Genomic DNA, 17,101 nt, shown 5'->3' with positions numbered 1-17,101 from the left:
ACACCCGAAAAACTATGTTATAACAAATTGGAGGGGTGAGAGAACATATCTGTAAACTGATAGTCCGCCATGATTTCCAAAAAGGTGTTTTCGCGGTTTTTCCCAGTCTTGAACACGGTGAATTCGTAAACTTCTTCTATCTGGGCAAAGAGATGGCGGTGGGTTGCAAGCCATAAATTACACACATTTGGGTCCACATCTGTCACGTCTGCCAGAGCGATACCCGAGGGGAGCAGGGTGCGGGTTGAGGGCACGCCGGCCAGCCGTGCCCTGTTCCTGATTTTCACGGAAAGGTGATCTATAACAGAGGCTTCTACCGTGGCCTCCAGCATGATTCGGTTCCGTTTCAGACTCACGGTAAAACCCGTATGCTTCAGCGTGACCGGGGCAGGCAGGCGGAGCGTATACAGGGTTTGGTCCAGCTCCTCCCATACGGGGGGTGGTATGTGCCCGAAGGCTACCAGCGGCAGATAAAGCACAGGCACGGATTTCCATTCCTTTGACGGAAAAAAATCCTGAAAACCGTGCAGAAAAAGGCGCATGTCCATTGGAAGGGAAAGACCGGCGATAAGGTGCATATCCGGGCCTTATGACTGGAGGCGGGGTGTGGAGAGCCGCAGACCAAACAGATTGTTGGTAGGCCTCTATTATATGACGTGTCATACCCTTGACGGAAAGGCAGGGCAGCCACAAGTATAAAGCAAAGCCAGACTTGTCTGGATAAGGAGAGTAGAAAACCATGTCGTTTAGTCGCGACTACCGTTCCCCCGCATCAGCGTCAGGCTGGAACGATCAGGCCAGTCTGGACGCTGGACTGCGCAGTTACATGCTGCGTGTTTATAACTGGATGGCGTCTGGCCTCCTGCTGACCGGAATTGTGGCTTACGCTATTGCCAATACCGGATTGAGCAGCCTGTTCTTTCAGGTCTTTCAGACTGCCGCGGGTCCGCTGCCACGCCCCACCCTGCTGGGTGATCTGGCTATGCTGTCTCCGCTGGCGTTTGTGCTGGTCATGTCGTTTGGGATCAACCGTCTGTCGCTTCAGGGGGCGCAGGCCCTGTTCTGGGCGTTCTGTGCCGCCATGGGGGCCAGTCTGGCCAGTGTGTTCGTCATTTACACGGGTGCTTCCATTGTGCGCGTGTTCTTGGTGACTGCCTGCATGTTCGGTGCGACCTCGCTGTGGGGTTATGTTACCAAAGCGAACCTGATGCAGTTCGGATCGTTCCTGATGATGGGGCTTTTCGGTCTGATGATCGCCGGTCTGGTCAATCTCTTCCTCAAAAGCCCTACGGTGTATTATCTTTATAGCATTGTGGGTGTGCTTATCTTCACCGCGTTCAGTGCTTTTGACGCCCAGCGGATTCGGGTCACCTACCCGCAGCTCGCCGCGTATGAAGGCCCGGAAATGACGGCCAAGCGCAGCGTCTATGATGCGTTGAGCCTCTACCTGAACTTCATCAACCTCTTCCAGTTTCTGTTGCAGTTCATGGGTGTCCGTAACTCCAGCGATTAAGAGCGGAAGGCAGAGTCCTCCGCAGCACTCTGCTCGCGTTCAAGGAAAGCCCGGCCTGTTATGGCCGGGTTTTTTTGTATGGGCAGTTATGCTTGGTCCGAATGATGGCATGAAAAACAAGAATGGGTGCAAAAATGGTCCTGATTTCAATTCTTTAAGTTGTAACAGGGATGTGAGATTTTGTGTGGTCTCTAACAATATGAAATTTCAGACTAAATTTTGCCATTATTGAATTTTTAGAAATATATTGTAACATTCCGTGATGTGCGATTTGCACCATCCAGACGCCTCAAAAGTAGGCAAAAGCCATGCTCACAGCGGCTAACTGATTGTGACGAAAGGCAGATGGAACTTTTCTGACGTTTGAGAATCCTCGCGTAGGGAATAAAGTAGTCGCAATGCGTTTCCGCCGAGTTTGGGGGCTGCGCCGTAAGCAACATATTCGGGGTATTCATCTTGGATGGCCAGAATGTGTTGCTGGTGCGGAACAGAAAGGGCTCCCCTTGCCGGGACGCGGTTTTTCTTGCTGTTGTCAGGCTTCTGTGGCAGCAGGGCAAAAGTCTTTGTGAGGCTAAGTTGATGTCAGAACCAAGAGGCGTGCGATGAAAAACAAGTTACTGGCGAGAACGGCGCGATTGGGCGGCCTATCGTCAGCGTTGCTGCTTGCCGGGTGCGAACTAGACGTTCTGGACCCGAAAGGCCCGGTGGGAGAGGGGGTTAAAACTCTTATTACCACCTCTGTGATCGCAATGCTGATCGTAGTGGTTCCGACCATTATTCTGACACTTTGGTTTGCCTGGCAGTATCGCCAGTCCAACACAAGTGCCGAATATCTGCCGAAATGGAGCCATTCCAACAAGATTGAAGTGGTGATCTGGGGCGTTCCGTCTCTGATTATTCTGTTTCTGGCAGTGATCACCTACCAGACCTGTCATTCTCTGGACCCCTATAAGCCGCTTGAGGCAGAAGCCAATACCAAGCCGCTGCATGTTCAGGTTGTGGCACAGGATTGGAAGTGGCTGTTCATTTATCCCGAACAGGGAATTGCAACAGTTAATCAGCTGGCTATGCCGGTCAACACGCCTGTTGATTTCGACATCACCTCTGATTCCGTGATGAACTCGTTCTTCATCCCGCGTCTTGGTTCCATGATTTATGCAATGGCAGGCATGCAGACCCAGCTTCATCTGCTGGCAAGCGAGCCGGGCGATTACATGGGTGAATCCGCCAACTACAGTGGGCGTGGTTTCTCGGATATGCGGTTCCATGCTCTGGCGATGAGCAATGATGAGTTCAATGCCTGGGTCGAAAAGGTGCGTGCATCTTCCGAACAGCTGGATAGCCAGACCTATCCTAAACTGGCTGCACCAAGCGAAGCGAACCCCGTCGAATATTTCGCGCATGTTGAACCCGGCATGTTCAACACGATCGTTGCCAAATACAACAACGGCATGGTCATGGACAAAAGCACTGGCAAAATGATTCAGGTGCAGCAGTCCGCGATGTCCGACATGAATATGAAGGAATAGGATCTATGCTAGGGAGACTATCGCTTTCGGCCATCCCGTTGGATGTGCCGATCCTAGTAGGTACGTTCATCGGCGTTCTCATTGTCGGTGTCGCGGTACTGGGACTGATTACCTATTACGGCAAGTGGGGCTACCTCTGGAAAGAGTGGTTTACCTCTGTCGATCACAAGCGTCTGGCTGTCATGTACATTGTACTGGCGCTGGTTGCTCTGGCCCGCGGTTTTGCGGATGCCATTATGATGCGTACCCAGCTCGCGCTGGCTTATGCCGGTAACCCCGGTTACCTGCCCCCGCATCACTATGACCAGATCTTCTCCGCTCACGGGACGATCATGATCTTCTTCCTGGCCATGGCGTTCATGACCGGTCTGTTCAACTTCATTGTGCCGCTCCAGATTGGCGCACGTGACGTGGCTTACCCGTTCCTGAACAACCTGAGCTTCTGGATGACGGCAGTTGCGTTCATGCTTGTGAACGTGTCCCTGTTCATTGGTGAGTTCTCGCAGTGCGGCTGGCTGGCTTATCCCCCGCTGTCCGAAATGCAGTTCAGCCCGGGCGTGGGTGTTGACTACTATATCTGGGCAATCCAGATCTCTGGTGTTGGCACGCTGCTGACTGGCGTAAACTTCTTCGTAACCATCGTTAAGATGCGCGCTCCAGGCATGACCTGGCTGAAGATGCCCGTGTTCACATGGACGGCTTTCTGCTCTTCCATCCTGATCATGGCGACCTTCCCCGTGCTGACGGTTGCCGTGGCCCTTCTGGGTCTGGACCGTTACTTCGGTATGCACTTCTTCACCAATGATGGTGGCGGCAACCAGATGCTCTACCTGAACCTGATTTGGGCTTGGGGTCATCCGGAAGTTTACATTCTTGTTCTGCCTGCCTTTGGTGTGTTCTCCGAAGTTGTGCCTGCCTTCTCCGGCAAGCCGCTCTTCGGTTACAAGACCATGGTCTATGCAACCTGCTCCATTATGGTGCTGTCCTTCCTTGTGTGGGTGCATCACTTCTTCACCATGGGCGCTGGTCCGGACGTGAATGCCTTCTTCGGCATCGCAACCATGATCATCTCCATCCCGACCGGTGTTAAGCTCTTTAACTGGCTGTTCACCATGTATAAGGGTCGCATCCAGTACCATGCTTGCATGTATTGGGCTGTTGGCTTCATGGTGGTGTTCACCATCGGTGGTATGACCGGTGTTATGATGGCCATCCCCGGTTCCGACTTTGTGCTGCATAACAGCCTGTTCCTGATTGCCCACTTCCATAACGTGATTATCGGTGGTGTGTACTTTGGTTACGTCTGTGGCATGAACTTCTGGGCTCCGAAGGTTCTTGGCTTCAAAATGAACGAAGCCTGGGGCATCCGCGCCTTCTGGTTCTGGCTCGTTGGCTTCTTCTTTGCCTTTATGCCGCTGTATGTCCTCGGTTTCGAAGGCATGACGCGTCGTATGAACCACTATGACAACCCGGCCTGGCATCCTTGGATGCTGATCGCCGAAGTTGGCGCAGTGCTGATCCTGTTTGGTGTTGTTTGCCAGCTGATGCAGATTTTTGTCTCCATCCGCGATTGCAACAAACCCGAAAACCGCGACTTCACGGGCGATCCTTGGAACGGCCGTACGCTGGAATGGTCCACTTCTTCTCCCCCGCCGGTGTATAACTACGCCATTGTCCCGCATGTCAGCACGCTTGATGCCTACATGCATGACAAGGAAAACGGCATTGATACCCGTCAGGCTGGCGCTCAGTACGAAGCAATCCATATGCCGAAAAACACGGCTTCTGGTATTTCCGCTGGTGCATTTGCCCTGATCTTCGGTTTTGCCGCTGTGTGGTACATCTGGTGGCTGGCAGCCATTGGCCTTGTGGGCGTGATCGCTACGATTATCGCACGCAGCGCTAACAAGGATATTGATTACTATATCCCTGCCGAAGAGGTTGCCCGGATCGAAAACGAGCACACCCGTAAACTGATGGCACAGGCAGCAGAATAATGGCACAGAACACAACTGTTCCGACCGCAGGCCACGACGAGCATCACCACGAAAATACGGTGGTGTTCGGGTTCTGGGTCTATCTGATGACGGACTGCATTATCTTTGGCTCTCTGTTCGCCACGTTTGCAGTCCTGCGTAACCAGTTCAATGGTGGGCCAACCCCACACGAACTGTTTGAGTTTGGTGGGCTTGGGCTGGAAACAGCCCTCCTGCTTCTCTCCTCCATCACTTATGGGTTTGGCATGATTGCCGCCCATAAGACCCAGATCAGCAAGGTAATCATGTGGCTTGGCGTCACATTCCTTCTTGGTCTTGGGTTCGTTGGTCTGGAAGTGCGTGAATTTGCGCACATGATCGCGGATGGTGCCGGCCCCGACCGCAGTGCATTCCTGTCTGCGTTCTTCACGCTGGTTTCCACCCACGGTCTGCACGTGACGTGTGGTCTGATCTGGATTGTTACCCTGATGGTTCAGCTGATGGGGACAACTGAAATTCCGGAACGCATGATGAACAAGCTCACCTGCCTGAGCCTGTTCTGGCACTTCCTGGATATCGTCTGGATCTGTGTTTTCACCTATGTCTATCTGGCGAGCATGATCTGATGAGCAATCCGAACACATCCTCCTCGGGCGAGAGCCACGGTAGCGTATCTTCGTACCTTATCGGCTTTGTTCTTGCTGTTATCCTGACGGTTCTGTCGTTTGGTGTGGTCATGAGCCACAGCCTTGCGCCAACCGGCACGCTGGCGGTGCTTTCTGTTCTGGCACTTGTTCAGGTTCTGGTGCATCTGCACTACTTCCTGCACATGGGTGGTGGTTCTGAAGCGCGTTGGAACAACATTGCGTTTGTTTTCACCGTTGCATTCGTGTCCATCCTCATTGTTGGCACGGTCTTTGTGATGGCCAACACGTCCATGAACATGATGTCTCGCTGATATCATGTAAGGCTTTGCGGCTCCGGCTTTGGCTGGGGCTGCGGTCAGCAGCAAAAAACCCCGGGGCTTTGGCTCCGGGGTTTTTTGTTTGTTCTGTCTGAGCTTCTCCAACCGGCATTGGGGCAGATTGTGCGCATCTGACTGGCCGGGAGAGGGCAGGCAATAAAAAAGGCACCGGGGTTTCCGGTGCCTTTTTTATTATGGAACCTGTGGAGGCAGGTTCAGTCCTTGTGCGGCTCGGGGGAGAGCAGTTCAGCCTTGTTGGGCTTGTCTTTCCACTCCTGCGCATCGGCCGGTGCTGTGCCCTTACGCGTAATGTTGGGCCACTGGCTTGCATATTTTGTGTTGATTTCTGCCCACGCTGCTGACCGGTCATCGCTATCGGGGAAAATGGCTTCGGCCGGGCATTCAGGTTCGCATACGCCGCAGTCAATGCACTCGTCGGGGTTGATAACCAGAAAATTTTCACCGGCGTAGAAGCAGTCAACGGGGCAGACTTCCACACAGTCCATGAATTTGCAGCGGATGCAGTTTTCAGTGACCACGTAGGTCATTGCCATCTCCGAAATTATCTGGCGGTCGAGTGGGGCTCGCCGCGTGGGGTCAGATGGCCGACCAGCCGGTCGTGCCACCAAGGATGGCGCAGATATGATGGGGTTTTTGCACGATGGCAACCCGCTTGCACGAAAGGGGGCACTTCTGTTGGAGCAGGGCTGCTCCTACATTTGGCTGCGCAGGGTGCTCAAAATGGCAAAAGGACTGTTGTTTTGGGCACTTTGCCGATGTTTGGCGTAATCTGGGCGTTTGGGGTGCTGTTTTCTTTTTTCTGTGCGCCGTGTTGGCAAAACCATAAAAGGAGCAGGCGGCCCAGCATGGCGCGGGGGCAGGGCAGCCGGGGGTTGCAGACGGATTCCTAACCCTTTGAGCACAGAGGGCAGGTCTTTTTTGCTTACGCCAAGGCGGGATGCCAGAGCCTGAGGCAAGGGTTTGGGGGTGCGGGCACATAAAGCGCGCATGTCCTGCACGATACTGGCAGCAATATCGAGTCGAACCAGAGTGCCGTGGCTGACCAGCCAGCCAAGACTGCACAGTAGTTCCTGTTCAAGTGGTGGCACGGGCGCGCTCAGGCGCATGGAGACCGCGCCTTGGGGGGGAAGCTGCGTTAGCGTTTGGCCTGTGTAGGTGCGTAACAGCAGGCTGCGGAGCGCCATGGCTTGGGGTTTGAACAGCGGCGTACAAAAGGCGAGAGTGCCATGCAGCCGTATGGCCTGCCGCCTGAGGAGTGTAGCCTCCGCCGGGGGGAGGGATGGTGGTGCTGGCAGGGTAGCAACCCCGCCGTTTTCCATAACCGCATGCACAATACCCCGGAGCAGGGGGTGCTGGGCAACGGCCTGTTCCGCGCGGAACAGGGGGGCAAGGCTGTGTGCACGCAAGGCGGTCAGGAACTGTGCCAGCCGTTCACGTATTCTGGCTTTGTGGGTGGTTTCCAGAAATTCGGCATCGTCAATATGGATAATCGGGTGCAGCACCGATGGGCCTTTGCGTAAGTGGGCAATCTGCTCATCTCGCCACAGGATGTGACCTGTTGAAGGATCCAGCGTTATTTCGCTTTCCGGGGCTTGCAAAAAACGGGCGACAAGCCGGGGGATCTCGCTCCGTGCTGCGCGCCGTGCCGCTTTGAGAATAAGAGCCTGATCGGAACGGGCGGCTTCGGGGTCGGGAATAAAGGCAAAGCCGCGCATATGCCCCACATCATGCCCTTCCACGCGCACCTGGCCGGATTTGTTAATGGCGCACAGCAGGGGGGCGCCATCGGCTTCTTCCAGTCTGCGGGCCAGACTGGCGGCGCGCCGGTCCACAAAGCGGCTGGCCAGCCGTTCGTGCAGGGCATCGGACAGGCTGTCTTCGAGCATACGGGTGTGGCGCTGCCAGTGTTCGGCGTTTTCGACCCATTCGGGGTGGGCGGCAACGTAGGACCATGTGCGAATGCCCATCAGGCGGTGCATCAGGTCTTCTATCTCGCCTCCTGTGTGTTCCAGACTGGCAAGGCGTCCTTTGAGCCAGGAGGAGGGCAGACGCCCATCCTTGGCGAGAATGCTAAAAAGCTGGCCACACAGGCGGATGTGGCTGTCCAGCCCCAGTTTCCGAAAATCCGGGATCTGGCAGATTTCCCACAACAGGCGTGTGTTCTGCGCGGTTGTAGCCAGTGTGCGCACGGCAGGGGTCTGCATGAGCGCGCTGAGTGTTTGCATGTCGGCGGCAGGCTCGGCCGGGCGTAGGCTGGGGTGTGGGGTCTTCTGGCACAGGCTGGCATGTAGGGCCTGTGGGGAGGTAAAATCGAGCTTGCTGCTGCGCCACCACAAAAAGGAAAGGGGTTCAAATTTGTGGGTTTCCACCGCCTCGGCCATGGCGTCTGGCAGGGGGGGGCACTCTCCGGTTGTGCCAAAGGTGCCATCCCGCGCGCCACGGCCCGCGCGCCCGGCAATCTGGGCAATTTCGGCCGGGGCCAGCATGCGGTGGCGTTGCCCGTCAAATTTGGACAGGCCAGCAAAGGCGACATGGTCGATATTCATGTTCAGGCCCATGCCAATGGCATCGGTCGCGACCAGATAGTCCACCTCGCGGTTCTGGTAGAGTGCGACCTGCGCATTACGGGTGCGTGGGGAGAGCTGGCCCATAACCACGGCGCATCCGCCACGCTTGCGCCGGATCAGTTCGGCAATGGCGTACACATCAGCCATGGAGAACGCCACAATGGCCGTGCGTGGCGGCAGGCGCGACAGGCGCGTATGCCCTGTGTAGTTCAGGCTGGACAGGCGGGGGCGGGTATCAATTTCCACATCGCGGATCAGGCTGCGCATGAGGGGGGCAATGGTGTCGGCCCCAAGGAACAGGGTTTCGGACAGGCCGCGGGCGTTGAGCAGACGGTCGGTAAAAATATGGCCGCGTTCTGGGTCTGCACAAAGCTGGATTTCGTCCACGGCCACAAAATCCACCGGGCGGTTCATGGGCATGGCCTCAACCGTGCAGGAGAACCAGCGGGCCTGTGGAGGAATGATTTTTTCCTCCCCCGTAATCAACGCCACCGAGCGCACACCTTTAAGGCGCACCATGCGGTCGTAGTTCTCGCGCGCCAGAAGCCTTAGGGGAAAGCCGATAATGCCAGAGGAGTGCGCCAGCATCCGCTCCAGTGCCAGATGCGTCTTCCCGGTGTTGGTCGGGCCGAGAATGGCCCGGACCGGAGCCTGATCCGCAAAGTGGGTGGCGTGCAGGGCAGGTGCCATCTGGCGGGTGGAAACCTTCATGCCGCCATGGTCCGATGCCCGGGCCTGAAAAGCAAGTCGGCAATGCGTATAACCTCCCCCGTTGCATGATGGAAAAGGGAGGCGCAGGGTGCGGGCAGAAGGAGGAATGCCATGCCTATTCATGATCTGGACTGCCTGACCGTTGCGCGCAGGCGGAAGACTCTTTGCACCGTCCATGCCGTACGTGCGTGTGAGCGAGAGACGTGGGTGGCATTGGCAGGCGAGCCTGCGGTTGCCTTTGCCGAAAGCTGCGGCTTTGCCGCGCGTGTGGGCCAGCTTGTGCTGGTGCCCGGCCCCGAGGGCAAGGTGCAGGCTCTGTTTGGGCTGCCTGCAAAAGAAGCCCCGCGTGACCCGTTTGTATTTGGCAAGCTGGCTCTGGACCTGCCCGAAGGGGACTGGACCGTGCAGGTGCCCGAGGACGTGGCGCGGGATGATGTTATTCTGGGCTTTTGTCTGGGTGCATACCGCTACAGCCTGAAAACTGGCGGCAGCCCGGCGGAAGGTCCCCGGCTTGTGGTGACGGCGGCGGAGCGTAAAGGGCTGGCCGCACAAATGGCGCGGTCCATCTGCTTTGCGCGCGACCTGATCAACACCCCCGCCAACCTGCTGGGTCCATCCGAACTGGCGCGGGAGGCCAAGGCGGCCCTGCGCCCGCTGGGGGCTGAGGTTGAGGTGCTCAAGGGGGCCGCACTGGATGAGGCCTATCCATTGCTGGCGCATGTTGGCAATGGCTCCGAGCGTGCCCCAAGGGTGGTTGTCGCCCGCTGGAGCGGCACACACGCAGGCAAGGATGCGCCTCTGATCTCCCTTGTTGGCAAAGGGGTGTGCTTTGATAGCGGGGGGTATGACATCAAACCCTCAAGCGGCATGCTGCGGATGAAAAAGGACATGGGCGGTGCTGCCACCGTGCTGGCGCTGGCGCATCTGGTTATGGCGCAGGACCTGCCGGTCAAGTTGGAGTTGCGGCTGGGCTGTGTGGAAAACAGCGTATCCGGCCATGCCATGCGGCCGTTGGATGTTATTCGCAGCCGTGCGGGGCTGACGGTGGAAATTGGCAATACGGATGCCGAAGGGCGTCTGGTGCTGAGTGACCTGCTGCATGAGGCAGGCGAGAGCCAGCCAGACCTGCTGGTCGATGTAGCAACCCTTACAGGGGCTGCCCGTGTGGCGCTGGGGCCGGACCTGCCCGCCCTGTTCTGCAATAACGATTCCACGGCCATGCTGTTTGCCGAAGCCGCGGAGTATGAGGCCGACCCCCTGTGGCGTCTGCCGCTTTGGCAGGGTTATGCGGGCTGGCTGAAAAGCCCTGTGGCGGACCTGAACAACATTGCCTCCCGCCCCATGGCAGGGGCCATTACGGCGGGTCTGTTTTTGGAACATTTTGTAAAACCAGACCAGCGTTGGGTGCATATCGACAGTTATGCGTGGAATGATTCCAGCAGGCCGGGGCGGCCAGAAGGGGGAGATACTCCCGGAATTCGAGCACTTTTTCGTGTAATATGTTCTCTTTGTGGAACGAATCGCGCGGAAAAGAGTTAGGGTTTTTACAGGCCGATAAGGCGTAAGAATTTTTTGTGACAGTGCTTTAAAAAATCGTTTCGGTGTCTATATAAAGCGCATCAGATTCATTCCGGTTTGCATACGGGCCGGAAAAACACAGCCGGGTGGGCCAAGGCTCTTGGTCCCGGCAGAAAAGGAAGTTGAACGTCATGGCGCAGGCCGCAGAAAAGGCAGAGGATCTGGTCAAGACCCTGCGGGATACCATTGTTGCACTGGTGCGTGGAGAAGGGCCGGACCTGTCCGCCCGTCAGCTCGCTGTGTTCCTGACCTGCTATCTGGATGAGAGCGGGCATACGGTGCGCGGTCTGGCGGCAAGCCTGAACGTGTCCAAGCCCGCCATTACCCGTGCGCTTGACCGTCTGACTGAACTGGATCTGGCACGCCGCAAGGTGGACCCGCTGGATCGCCGGTCCGTTCTGGTGCAGCGTACCCCCAAAGGCGCATCCTACCTGAAGGAAATCCGCTCCATTATGGGTACGACCGTGCGTGACGCGGGCCAGAACACCCAGCAGGAAGAAAAAGTGGCAACAGTGCGCCGCCTGCGCCGTGTTGCTGCCGCCTGATCAGCCGGTAATCAGTCAAACATAATACAAAGGTTGTCGTGTTACGGCCTGTGACTCACTTTAGGGTGGTCATGGGTTGTAACCGGCAACCTTTCTGCTTTGGGGGCGTTGGCTTTCTACCCGTGTCAGATGCTTTCATACCGTCAGGTATTGGGTATTCTTCTGGACACATCTGTTAAAGGAAGCCCTCCCATGCGTTTTTCTTCTGTTTTTGCTGTTGCTGCTTTGGCCGTGTCTTTTGCTGGCGTATCAGCCGCACATGCTGCTGATGCCATGGGGGCACCCACCGCAAAGCTGACCCTGACCGCCAAATCGGCCGATATCGGGCTGGGATATACGTGGGGTGAGGGAAAGCTGACTTATGGCGGCAAGGTGCATGCCTTCTCCATTACCGGCGGCACAATTGCCGCAGTTGGTTTTTCCAAGATCGAGGGCACAGGAACGGTTTATAACCTGCACCGCCTGAAGGATTTTGATGGTACCTATGCCGCCGCCCATGGTGAGGCCACGCTGGGTCAGGGTCTGGGTGGTGCCGTGCTGGAAAACAAGAACGGCGTGCGGATCAAGATTGAAACCATCTCCCAGGGTGCAAGGCTGGCTGGTTCCGCACAGGGGCTGACGCTGACCCTCAAATAACAAGCTGTCAGGTGGCGTGGTCTACCATACGCCAATCGCGTATTGGCGCGCGCGGACCACGCCCCATGCGGTCCATGCCAACTGGGGGAGCACAAGCAGGCTTACCCCAGCCACACCGCCCCAAAAACCAGTTGTGGGGGCAACAAGGCAGGCCACGCCACCGCCCCACAGGGTCAGGCACCATGTGAGCATGGATACAACAGGCACGGGCACGGTGCTGCGGTGGAGGATCTGGTAAAGATGCCCCCTATGCGCTTGGGTCAGAGCCTGCCCGGCGCGCCAGCGGCGGATCAGTGTAAACACAACATCATATATCAGCGGCAAGAGCAGCGCTGGCCCGAGCACCCACCCACGGGGCTGGGTGGTATGGTTGGCAATATACAAAGCTGTGGCCCCGGCAAGCAGGCCGCACCCCTGACTGCCCACATCGCCCAGAAAAATCCGGGCATGGGGAAAGTTAAAGGGCAGAAAGCCCACAAGGCAGGTGAGCAGCAGCAGGGCTGGCCATTGTAGGGCGGGTACACCAAAAAATGGTGCGGCAAGGGCCACAACCATAGCCGCGCAGGCCAGACACCCGGCAATAAGCCCGTTCAGCCCGTCCATGAAGTTGACGGCGTTGGTCACAAAAACCAACCAGAGGATGGAGAGCACCGCCCCCGCCAGTGGTGTTGGCCAGACCAGACCCATACCGCCGTACACGACCAGACAGGCGGCAAGAGCCTGCGCTGCAAATTTAATGCCGGGGGGCCACTGGTAGAGGTCATCAAGCCATGAAACCCCACAGAGGAGCGTGAGCGCACAGGCCACCATAAGGCAGGAAAAAGACAGAACTGGCTGACCTGCCAGTATTTGTAAGGCAGGAAAAAATAGCCCGAATGCAGCCATAACCCCGATTCCTCCCCCTTTGGGTGTGGGGGTGGCATGGGCGCTGCGGTGTTCCGGGTGGTCCATAACCGCCAGCTTGATCATGCATCGTATGATCACCGAACACAGCAGGGCCGCGCAGAGCAGGCATAAAAAAGCCAGAACGGAGGAAAAAAAAGACATGAAAGAGGGCGTTGTCCGGTTAGGCTGCTTCTAGGATGTCAGGCGCTGGGCTATAAGCGCACGATCATGGTCTCGCAACGTTCTCAGCTCCAGCATCATTATTCAAGATTTTGGCCGCTGAACAGGATTGCTCTCAATATCCTGCTTGATGGCGCGCTGGCAGCACTGGCGGCATTACTGGCCCGTTGGCTGGCGGCCCCTCATGCTGGCCTGCACCATGCATTGTGGTTTGCTGGTGGGGGTGGTGTCTCGCTGGTGGTGAGCGGCCTGCCATTCAGGCTGCCGCAGCAATACTGGCGCTTTTCGGGTGTGTCGGACCTGTTGGGCCTTGCTGGCGCATCGGTTGCCAGTGCCCTGCTGCTTTCGGTCGGGTTGGTGTGGGTGGGTTTGCCCCTGCCCAGTGTTGCGTTCCCTTTTGTTGATGCGCTTGTCCTGCTTGTTTTGCTTGGCGGAGTAAGGGTGTCTCATCGCCTTGCCCACAGACCTGACGCACGGCGGCCCAATGGGCAACGGGTTCTGCTGGTTGGTACGGATGCAGAGGCGGACCTGTTCATCCGGGCGCTGGAGCGGAGCAACGACACGGATATCCGCATTACAGGGCTGGTGGGGCTGGGTGAGCAGCAAACCGGCCAGCGGATTCGTAACGTACCAATTCTGGGGCAGATTGAAGAGATTACCCCAGTTCTGGAACGGCTGCGCAATGGGGCGCAACTGCCCGAAGCGCTGGTGGTGACGAACACCACATTCAGGGGCGGTGCGCTAAGCCATGTGCTGGATGTGGCGGCTGAATACGGTGTTGCGGTGCTGAGAACCCCTGCCATGACGGACATGGCCCCGGCGGATCAGGTGCATCTGCGCCCCATCCAGCCCGAAGACCTGCTCAATCGCCCGCAGGTGCAACTCGACCATGCTGGCATGGACCGCCTGATCAACCAGAAAACAGTGCTGGTTACGGGGGTGGGAGGCACAATTGGCTCCGAGCTTGTGCGCCAGATTGCCCGCCATGCGCCTGCCTGCCTTATTTTGCTCGACCACGGCGAATTTGCACTCTGGCAGATAGATCTGGAACTGGCAGAGTGCGCCCCGGATATTTTACGCAAGGTGGTTGTGGCCGATGTGCGTGACGAGGGGCGGATTAACGCCATTATGGCGCAGCACAGGCCAGATCTGGTGTTCCATGCGGCAGCACTTAAGCATGTGCCGATCGTGGAGGCCAATCCGGCGGAGGGGGTGCTGACCAATGTGCATGGAACACGCGTGGTGGCCGATGCCGCAGCCCGGCATGGGGCTGCGGCCATGGTTGTTATCTCCACCGACAAGGCGGTCAATCCGTTCAATCTTATGGGGGCGACCAAACGCGCGGCGGAAATGTATTGTCAGGCGCTGGATATTCAGGCCCGTTCCTTGGGGCCGCCGGAGGGCATGCGCTGCATTACGGTCAGGTTTGGTAATGTACTGGGGTCCACCGGGTCTGTTGTGCCCCTGTTCCAGCGGCAACTGGCGCGCGGTGGGCCACTGACCGTAACCCACCCGGAAATGCGCCGTTATTTTATGACCGTGTCCGAGGCTGTGGGGCTTGTTCTACAGGCCTGTGTGCGTGGCACGTCCTGTGCTGTGGGCACGGAGATGGATACTCTGCTCAGCCATGGCGGTATTTTTGTGCTGGATATGGGGGAGCCGGTTAAAATTGTTGATCTGGCTCGGCAAATGGTGCGCCTTGCGGGCCTTAAACCGGATGAGGATGTGGCCATCCACTTTACCGGCCTGCGTGCGGGAGAAAAACTGTACGAGGAACTGTTCCACGGGCGTGAGTTTTCTGTTCCGACCGACTCGCCGGGGTTGTTCATGGCAACGCCGCGCGTGGTGGAGCTGGCGGAGGTGCGCGCAGCAGTTGAGCAGATGACCGCCCAAGCCCGCCAGAGTGACGTGTCTGCTGTTTTGCAAACCCTGTGCCAACTGGTGCCCGAGTTCGACCATAATCCTCATGGAGAGGTGCGGGAACTGGCTCCGGCTGGTGCAAAAGTCTCCGGTGCTGTAAAGGACGGACAGATAAAGGCCGACGGCACGGAGCAGATGGCACCATGAGCAGTTCAGATATCAGGCCCATTGCGTTTCTTGATCTTGCAGCCCAGCAAAAGCGGATGGAGCCTGTGCTGCGGCAGCGTCTGGATGCTGTTCTGGCCCATTGCCGTTTTGTGATGGGGCCGGAGGTTGGAGAGCTTGAGGAGCGTCTGGCGGCATGGTGTGGCGCGCGTGAGTGCGTGGGTGTGTCCTCTGGTACGGACGCGCTCCAGATTGTTATGATGGCCGAAGGCATAGGCCGGGGCGATGCGGTGTTTCTGCCCGCTTTTACCTATACAGCCACTGCGGAAGTGCCTTTGCTGCTTGGGGCTACTCCGGTTTTTGTGGATGTGGACCCCAATACGTTCCAGATTGATCCAGCGCATTTGCGCAGCCGTATTCAGGCGGTGCGTTCTGCGGGCAAATTGCGGCCCCGTGCCATTGTGGGTGTGGACCTGTTCGGCCAGCCCGCGCCATGGCCGGAACTGCGGGCTATTGCCGCGGAAGAAGCGTTGTTCCTCATGGCGGATTGCGCCCAGTCCTTTGGGGCGGATCTGGCAGGCAAACCACTGGGGCGTGAGGCTACAGCCACGACCCTGTCCTTTTTCCCCTCCAAACCGCTGGGGGGATATGGAGATGGCGGCGCCATTCTGACCGATGACCCCGAGCGGGCGGCACTGTACCGCTCCTTGCGCACGCATGGTGAAGGGACCACGCGGTACGAGGTTTTGCGCACAGGCATGAACGGTCGGCTGGATACCCTGCAAGCCGCAGTGCTGCTGGCCAAGCTGGACAGCTTTACAGATGAACTGGCCCGGCGGAACGCCATAGCCGCGCAGTATGATGCAGGCCTTGCCGGATGTGTGCAGGTGCCAGCCCGTGTGCCCGACAGCCGGAGCGCATGGGCTATTTACGCCATATTGCTGGCAGATACGGCGGCACGAGATGGTCTTCAGGCACGTCTGAAGGAGCAGGGTGTGCCTTCGGCCATTTACTATCCTTTGCCATTGCATAAGCAGCCCGCATACAAGGACCATCATGATGGGACGGTGCTGCCTGTTTCGGAGGATCTGGCGCAGCGCATTCTGGCTCTGCCCATTCATTCGGAACTGACAAACCAAGACGTAGCGCGCGTGATTGCCGCAGTAGTAGGGTAAGAAAGAGCAGTATGATGCGGAAAGAAACGGCGTTTATCATTGGTTTTCTGGTTTTAACCATCAGCACCACGGTGGTCATCTGGACCTTTGCTTTGCCTAACTTCAAGCCTGTTTCGTTTCCGCAGATTGCCAGCGGTGTCATTGACGTGGGGCCTATGCACCACCAGCGCCCGCTGGAGGTGGACGAAGTGGTGGATGTGAACAAATGGCTGTCCAGCCACAAGTCTGGCTGGGGGCCACTCAGCCGTACGCCGCCCTCATCGGGGGATTCGCACCTGCTGCTCAAGGATGCTCAGGGCAAGGATGTGCTGACCCTTACCCTATGGACGGGCATTAGTGCGGCCGACTGGAATGCAACGGTTTTTGTGGAGTCGCCTGACGGATCATGGGTGCGTTCGGAAACGTTCTCCAATAAGGAATTTGCTCCCCTGCGCATGATGGTTGACCGTTATCCGTTCAAACATTCCAGCTTTCCATAAGCTCACCCGGAACAGTAGAGGCGCTGGTTTCTACCTGTAAAACCGGGATGGTGATAATGGAAAAACACCATGCGGGCTTAACGTTTTTCAGGAATGCACAGTGGAATGGTGTGCAACAGGCGCAGATGTCATGCTCCCTCTTCCTTATGGTGGTGTTGAGGTGCATAAATCCGCGCAGTTAAGGGCTTTTCTGCTTTTTTAACCGGCCACGTTGCGTTTAATAGGCTTATCTTGAAGTCTTCTGCCGATGGCTGTTGGTCACGGGGGACGCCTGTTGCGGGCAGTTGAGGCATTTTTTCCAGCTAAAGCGCATGATG

At 57.3% G+C, this 17,101-nt stretch carries 15 protein-coding genes; 11 read left to right on the top strand and 4 right to left on the bottom strand.

Annotated features, from left to right (window positions below; genetic code table 11):
* Positions 1-17 precede the first annotated feature (17 nt).
* Complete coding sequence (locus AABE20_RS11910) at positions 18-332, bottom strand: hypothetical protein (RefSeq protein WP_338333259.1); 315 nt, start codon at positions 330-332, stop codon at positions 18-20.
* A 407-nt stretch (positions 333-739) separates the two neighbouring features.
* Here AABE20_RS11910 and AABE20_RS11905 point away from each other — a divergent pair, with 407 nt between their 5' ends.
* The 5 genes from AABE20_RS11905 (at position 740) to cyoD (ending at position 5,976) form a co-directional block, all read left to right on the top strand.
* Positions 740-1,513 carry a Bax inhibitor-1/YccA family protein gene (locus AABE20_RS11905; RefSeq protein ID WP_338333258.1) on the top strand — a complete coding sequence of 258 codons (774 nt, stop codon included), beginning with the start codon at positions 740-742 and terminating at the stop codon, positions 1,511-1,513.
* Between the two features lie 602 nt (positions 1,514-2,115).
* The gene (gene cyoA, locus AABE20_RS11900; RefSeq protein ID WP_165990968.1) at positions 2,116-3,042 is read left to right on the top strand and encodes a ubiquinol oxidase subunit II; all 927 of its coding nucleotides are present in this window, start codon (positions 2,116-2,118) and stop codon (positions 3,040-3,042) included.
* A gap of 5 nt (positions 3,043-3,047) precedes the next feature.
* Positions 3,048-5,039 carry a cytochrome o ubiquinol oxidase subunit I gene (cyoB, locus tag AABE20_RS11895; protein ID WP_338333257.1) on the top strand — a complete coding sequence of 664 codons (1,992 nt, stop codon included), beginning with the start codon at positions 3,048-3,050 and terminating at the stop codon, positions 5,037-5,039.
* Positions 5,039-5,644, top strand: a complete 606-nt coding sequence (gene cyoC, locus AABE20_RS11890) for a cytochrome o ubiquinol oxidase subunit III (protein WP_165990966.1) — start codon at positions 5,039-5,041, stop codon at positions 5,642-5,644. Before cyoB ends, cyoC begins: the two co-directional genes overlap by 1 nt.
* Positions 5,644-5,976, top strand: a complete 333-nt coding sequence (gene cyoD / locus AABE20_RS11885) for a cytochrome o ubiquinol oxidase subunit IV (RefSeq protein ID WP_086645069.1) — start codon at positions 5,644-5,646, stop codon at positions 5,974-5,976. The genes cyoC and cyoD overlap by 1 nt, the downstream gene beginning before the upstream one ends.
* A gap of 221 nt (positions 5,977-6,197) precedes the next feature.
* Here the strand turns inward: cyoD and fdxA are convergent, their stop codons facing one another.
* Both fdxA and AABE20_RS11875 read right to left on the bottom strand, forming a co-directional pair.
* Positions 6,198-6,530 carry a ferredoxin FdxA gene (fdxA, locus tag AABE20_RS11880; protein ID WP_165990964.1) on the bottom strand — a complete coding sequence of 111 codons (333 nt, stop codon included), beginning with the start codon at positions 6,528-6,530 and terminating at the stop codon, positions 6,198-6,200.
* Between the two features lie 165 nt (positions 6,531-6,695).
* Positions 6,696-9,281 carry a helicase-related protein gene (locus AABE20_RS11875; protein WP_338333287.1) on the bottom strand — a complete coding sequence of 862 codons (2,586 nt, stop codon included), beginning with the start codon at positions 9,279-9,281 and terminating at the stop codon, positions 6,696-6,698.
* Positions 9,282-9,392: 111 nt separating this feature from the next.
* Between AABE20_RS11875 and AABE20_RS11870 the strand changes: the two genes are divergently transcribed.
* The 3 genes from AABE20_RS11870 to AABE20_RS11860 all read left to right on the top strand — a co-directional run bounded on the left by AABE20_RS11870 (position 9,393) and on the right by AABE20_RS11860 (position 12,040).
* On the top strand, positions 9,393-10,820 hold the full coding sequence (locus AABE20_RS11870) for a leucyl aminopeptidase family protein (RefSeq protein WP_338333256.1): 1,428 nt from the start codon (positions 9,393-9,395) through the stop codon (positions 10,818-10,820).
* Positions 10,821-10,990: 170 nt separating this feature from the next.
* Positions 10,991-11,404 (top strand): MarR family transcriptional regulator, encoded by a 414-nt coding sequence (locus AABE20_RS11865; RefSeq protein WP_338333255.1) that lies wholly within the window; start codon positions 10,991-10,993, stop codon positions 11,402-11,404.
* Positions 11,405-11,596: 192 nt separating this feature from the next.
* Complete coding sequence (locus AABE20_RS11860) at positions 11,597-12,040, top strand: hypothetical protein (protein WP_338333254.1); 444 nt, start codon at positions 11,597-11,599, stop codon at positions 12,038-12,040.
* A 21-nt stretch (positions 12,041-12,061) separates the two neighbouring features.
* Here the strand turns inward: AABE20_RS11860 and AABE20_RS11855 are convergent, their stop codons facing one another.
* Positions 12,062-13,087 (bottom strand): MraY family glycosyltransferase, encoded by a 1,026-nt coding sequence (locus AABE20_RS11855; RefSeq protein ID WP_338333253.1) that lies wholly within the window; start codon positions 13,085-13,087, stop codon positions 12,062-12,064.
* Positions 13,088-13,153: 66 nt separating this feature from the next.
* On the opposite strand from AABE20_RS11855, the gene AABE20_RS11850 reads away from it, so the two are divergent.
* The 3 genes from AABE20_RS11850 to AABE20_RS11840 are packed head-to-tail and all read left to right on the top strand — an operon-like array spanning position 13,154 to position 16,784.
* Positions 13,154-15,172: a polysaccharide biosynthesis protein gene (locus AABE20_RS11850; protein WP_338333252.1), complete on the top strand. Its 2,019-nt coding sequence runs from the start codon at positions 13,154-13,156 to the stop codon at positions 15,170-15,172.
* The gene (locus AABE20_RS11845) at positions 15,169-16,305 is read left to right on the top strand and encodes a DegT/DnrJ/EryC1/StrS family aminotransferase (protein WP_338333251.1); all 1,137 of its coding nucleotides are present in this window, start codon (positions 15,169-15,171) and stop codon (positions 16,303-16,305) included. Before AABE20_RS11850 ends, AABE20_RS11845 begins: the two co-directional genes overlap by 4 nt.
* Before the next feature lie 14 nt (positions 16,306-16,319).
* Entirely contained in the window at positions 16,320-16,784 is a 465-nt protein-coding gene (locus tag AABE20_RS11840; RefSeq protein WP_338333286.1) for a hypothetical protein, read from the top strand.
* The last annotated feature ends 317 nt before the right edge of the window (positions 16,785-17,101 follow it).

Source organism: Acetobacter zythi (assembly GCF_963921165.1).
Lineage (GTDB): Bacteria > Pseudomonadota > Alphaproteobacteria > Acetobacterales > Acetobacteraceae > Acetobacter.
This window is presented reverse-complemented; position numbering and strand designations above follow the sequence as displayed.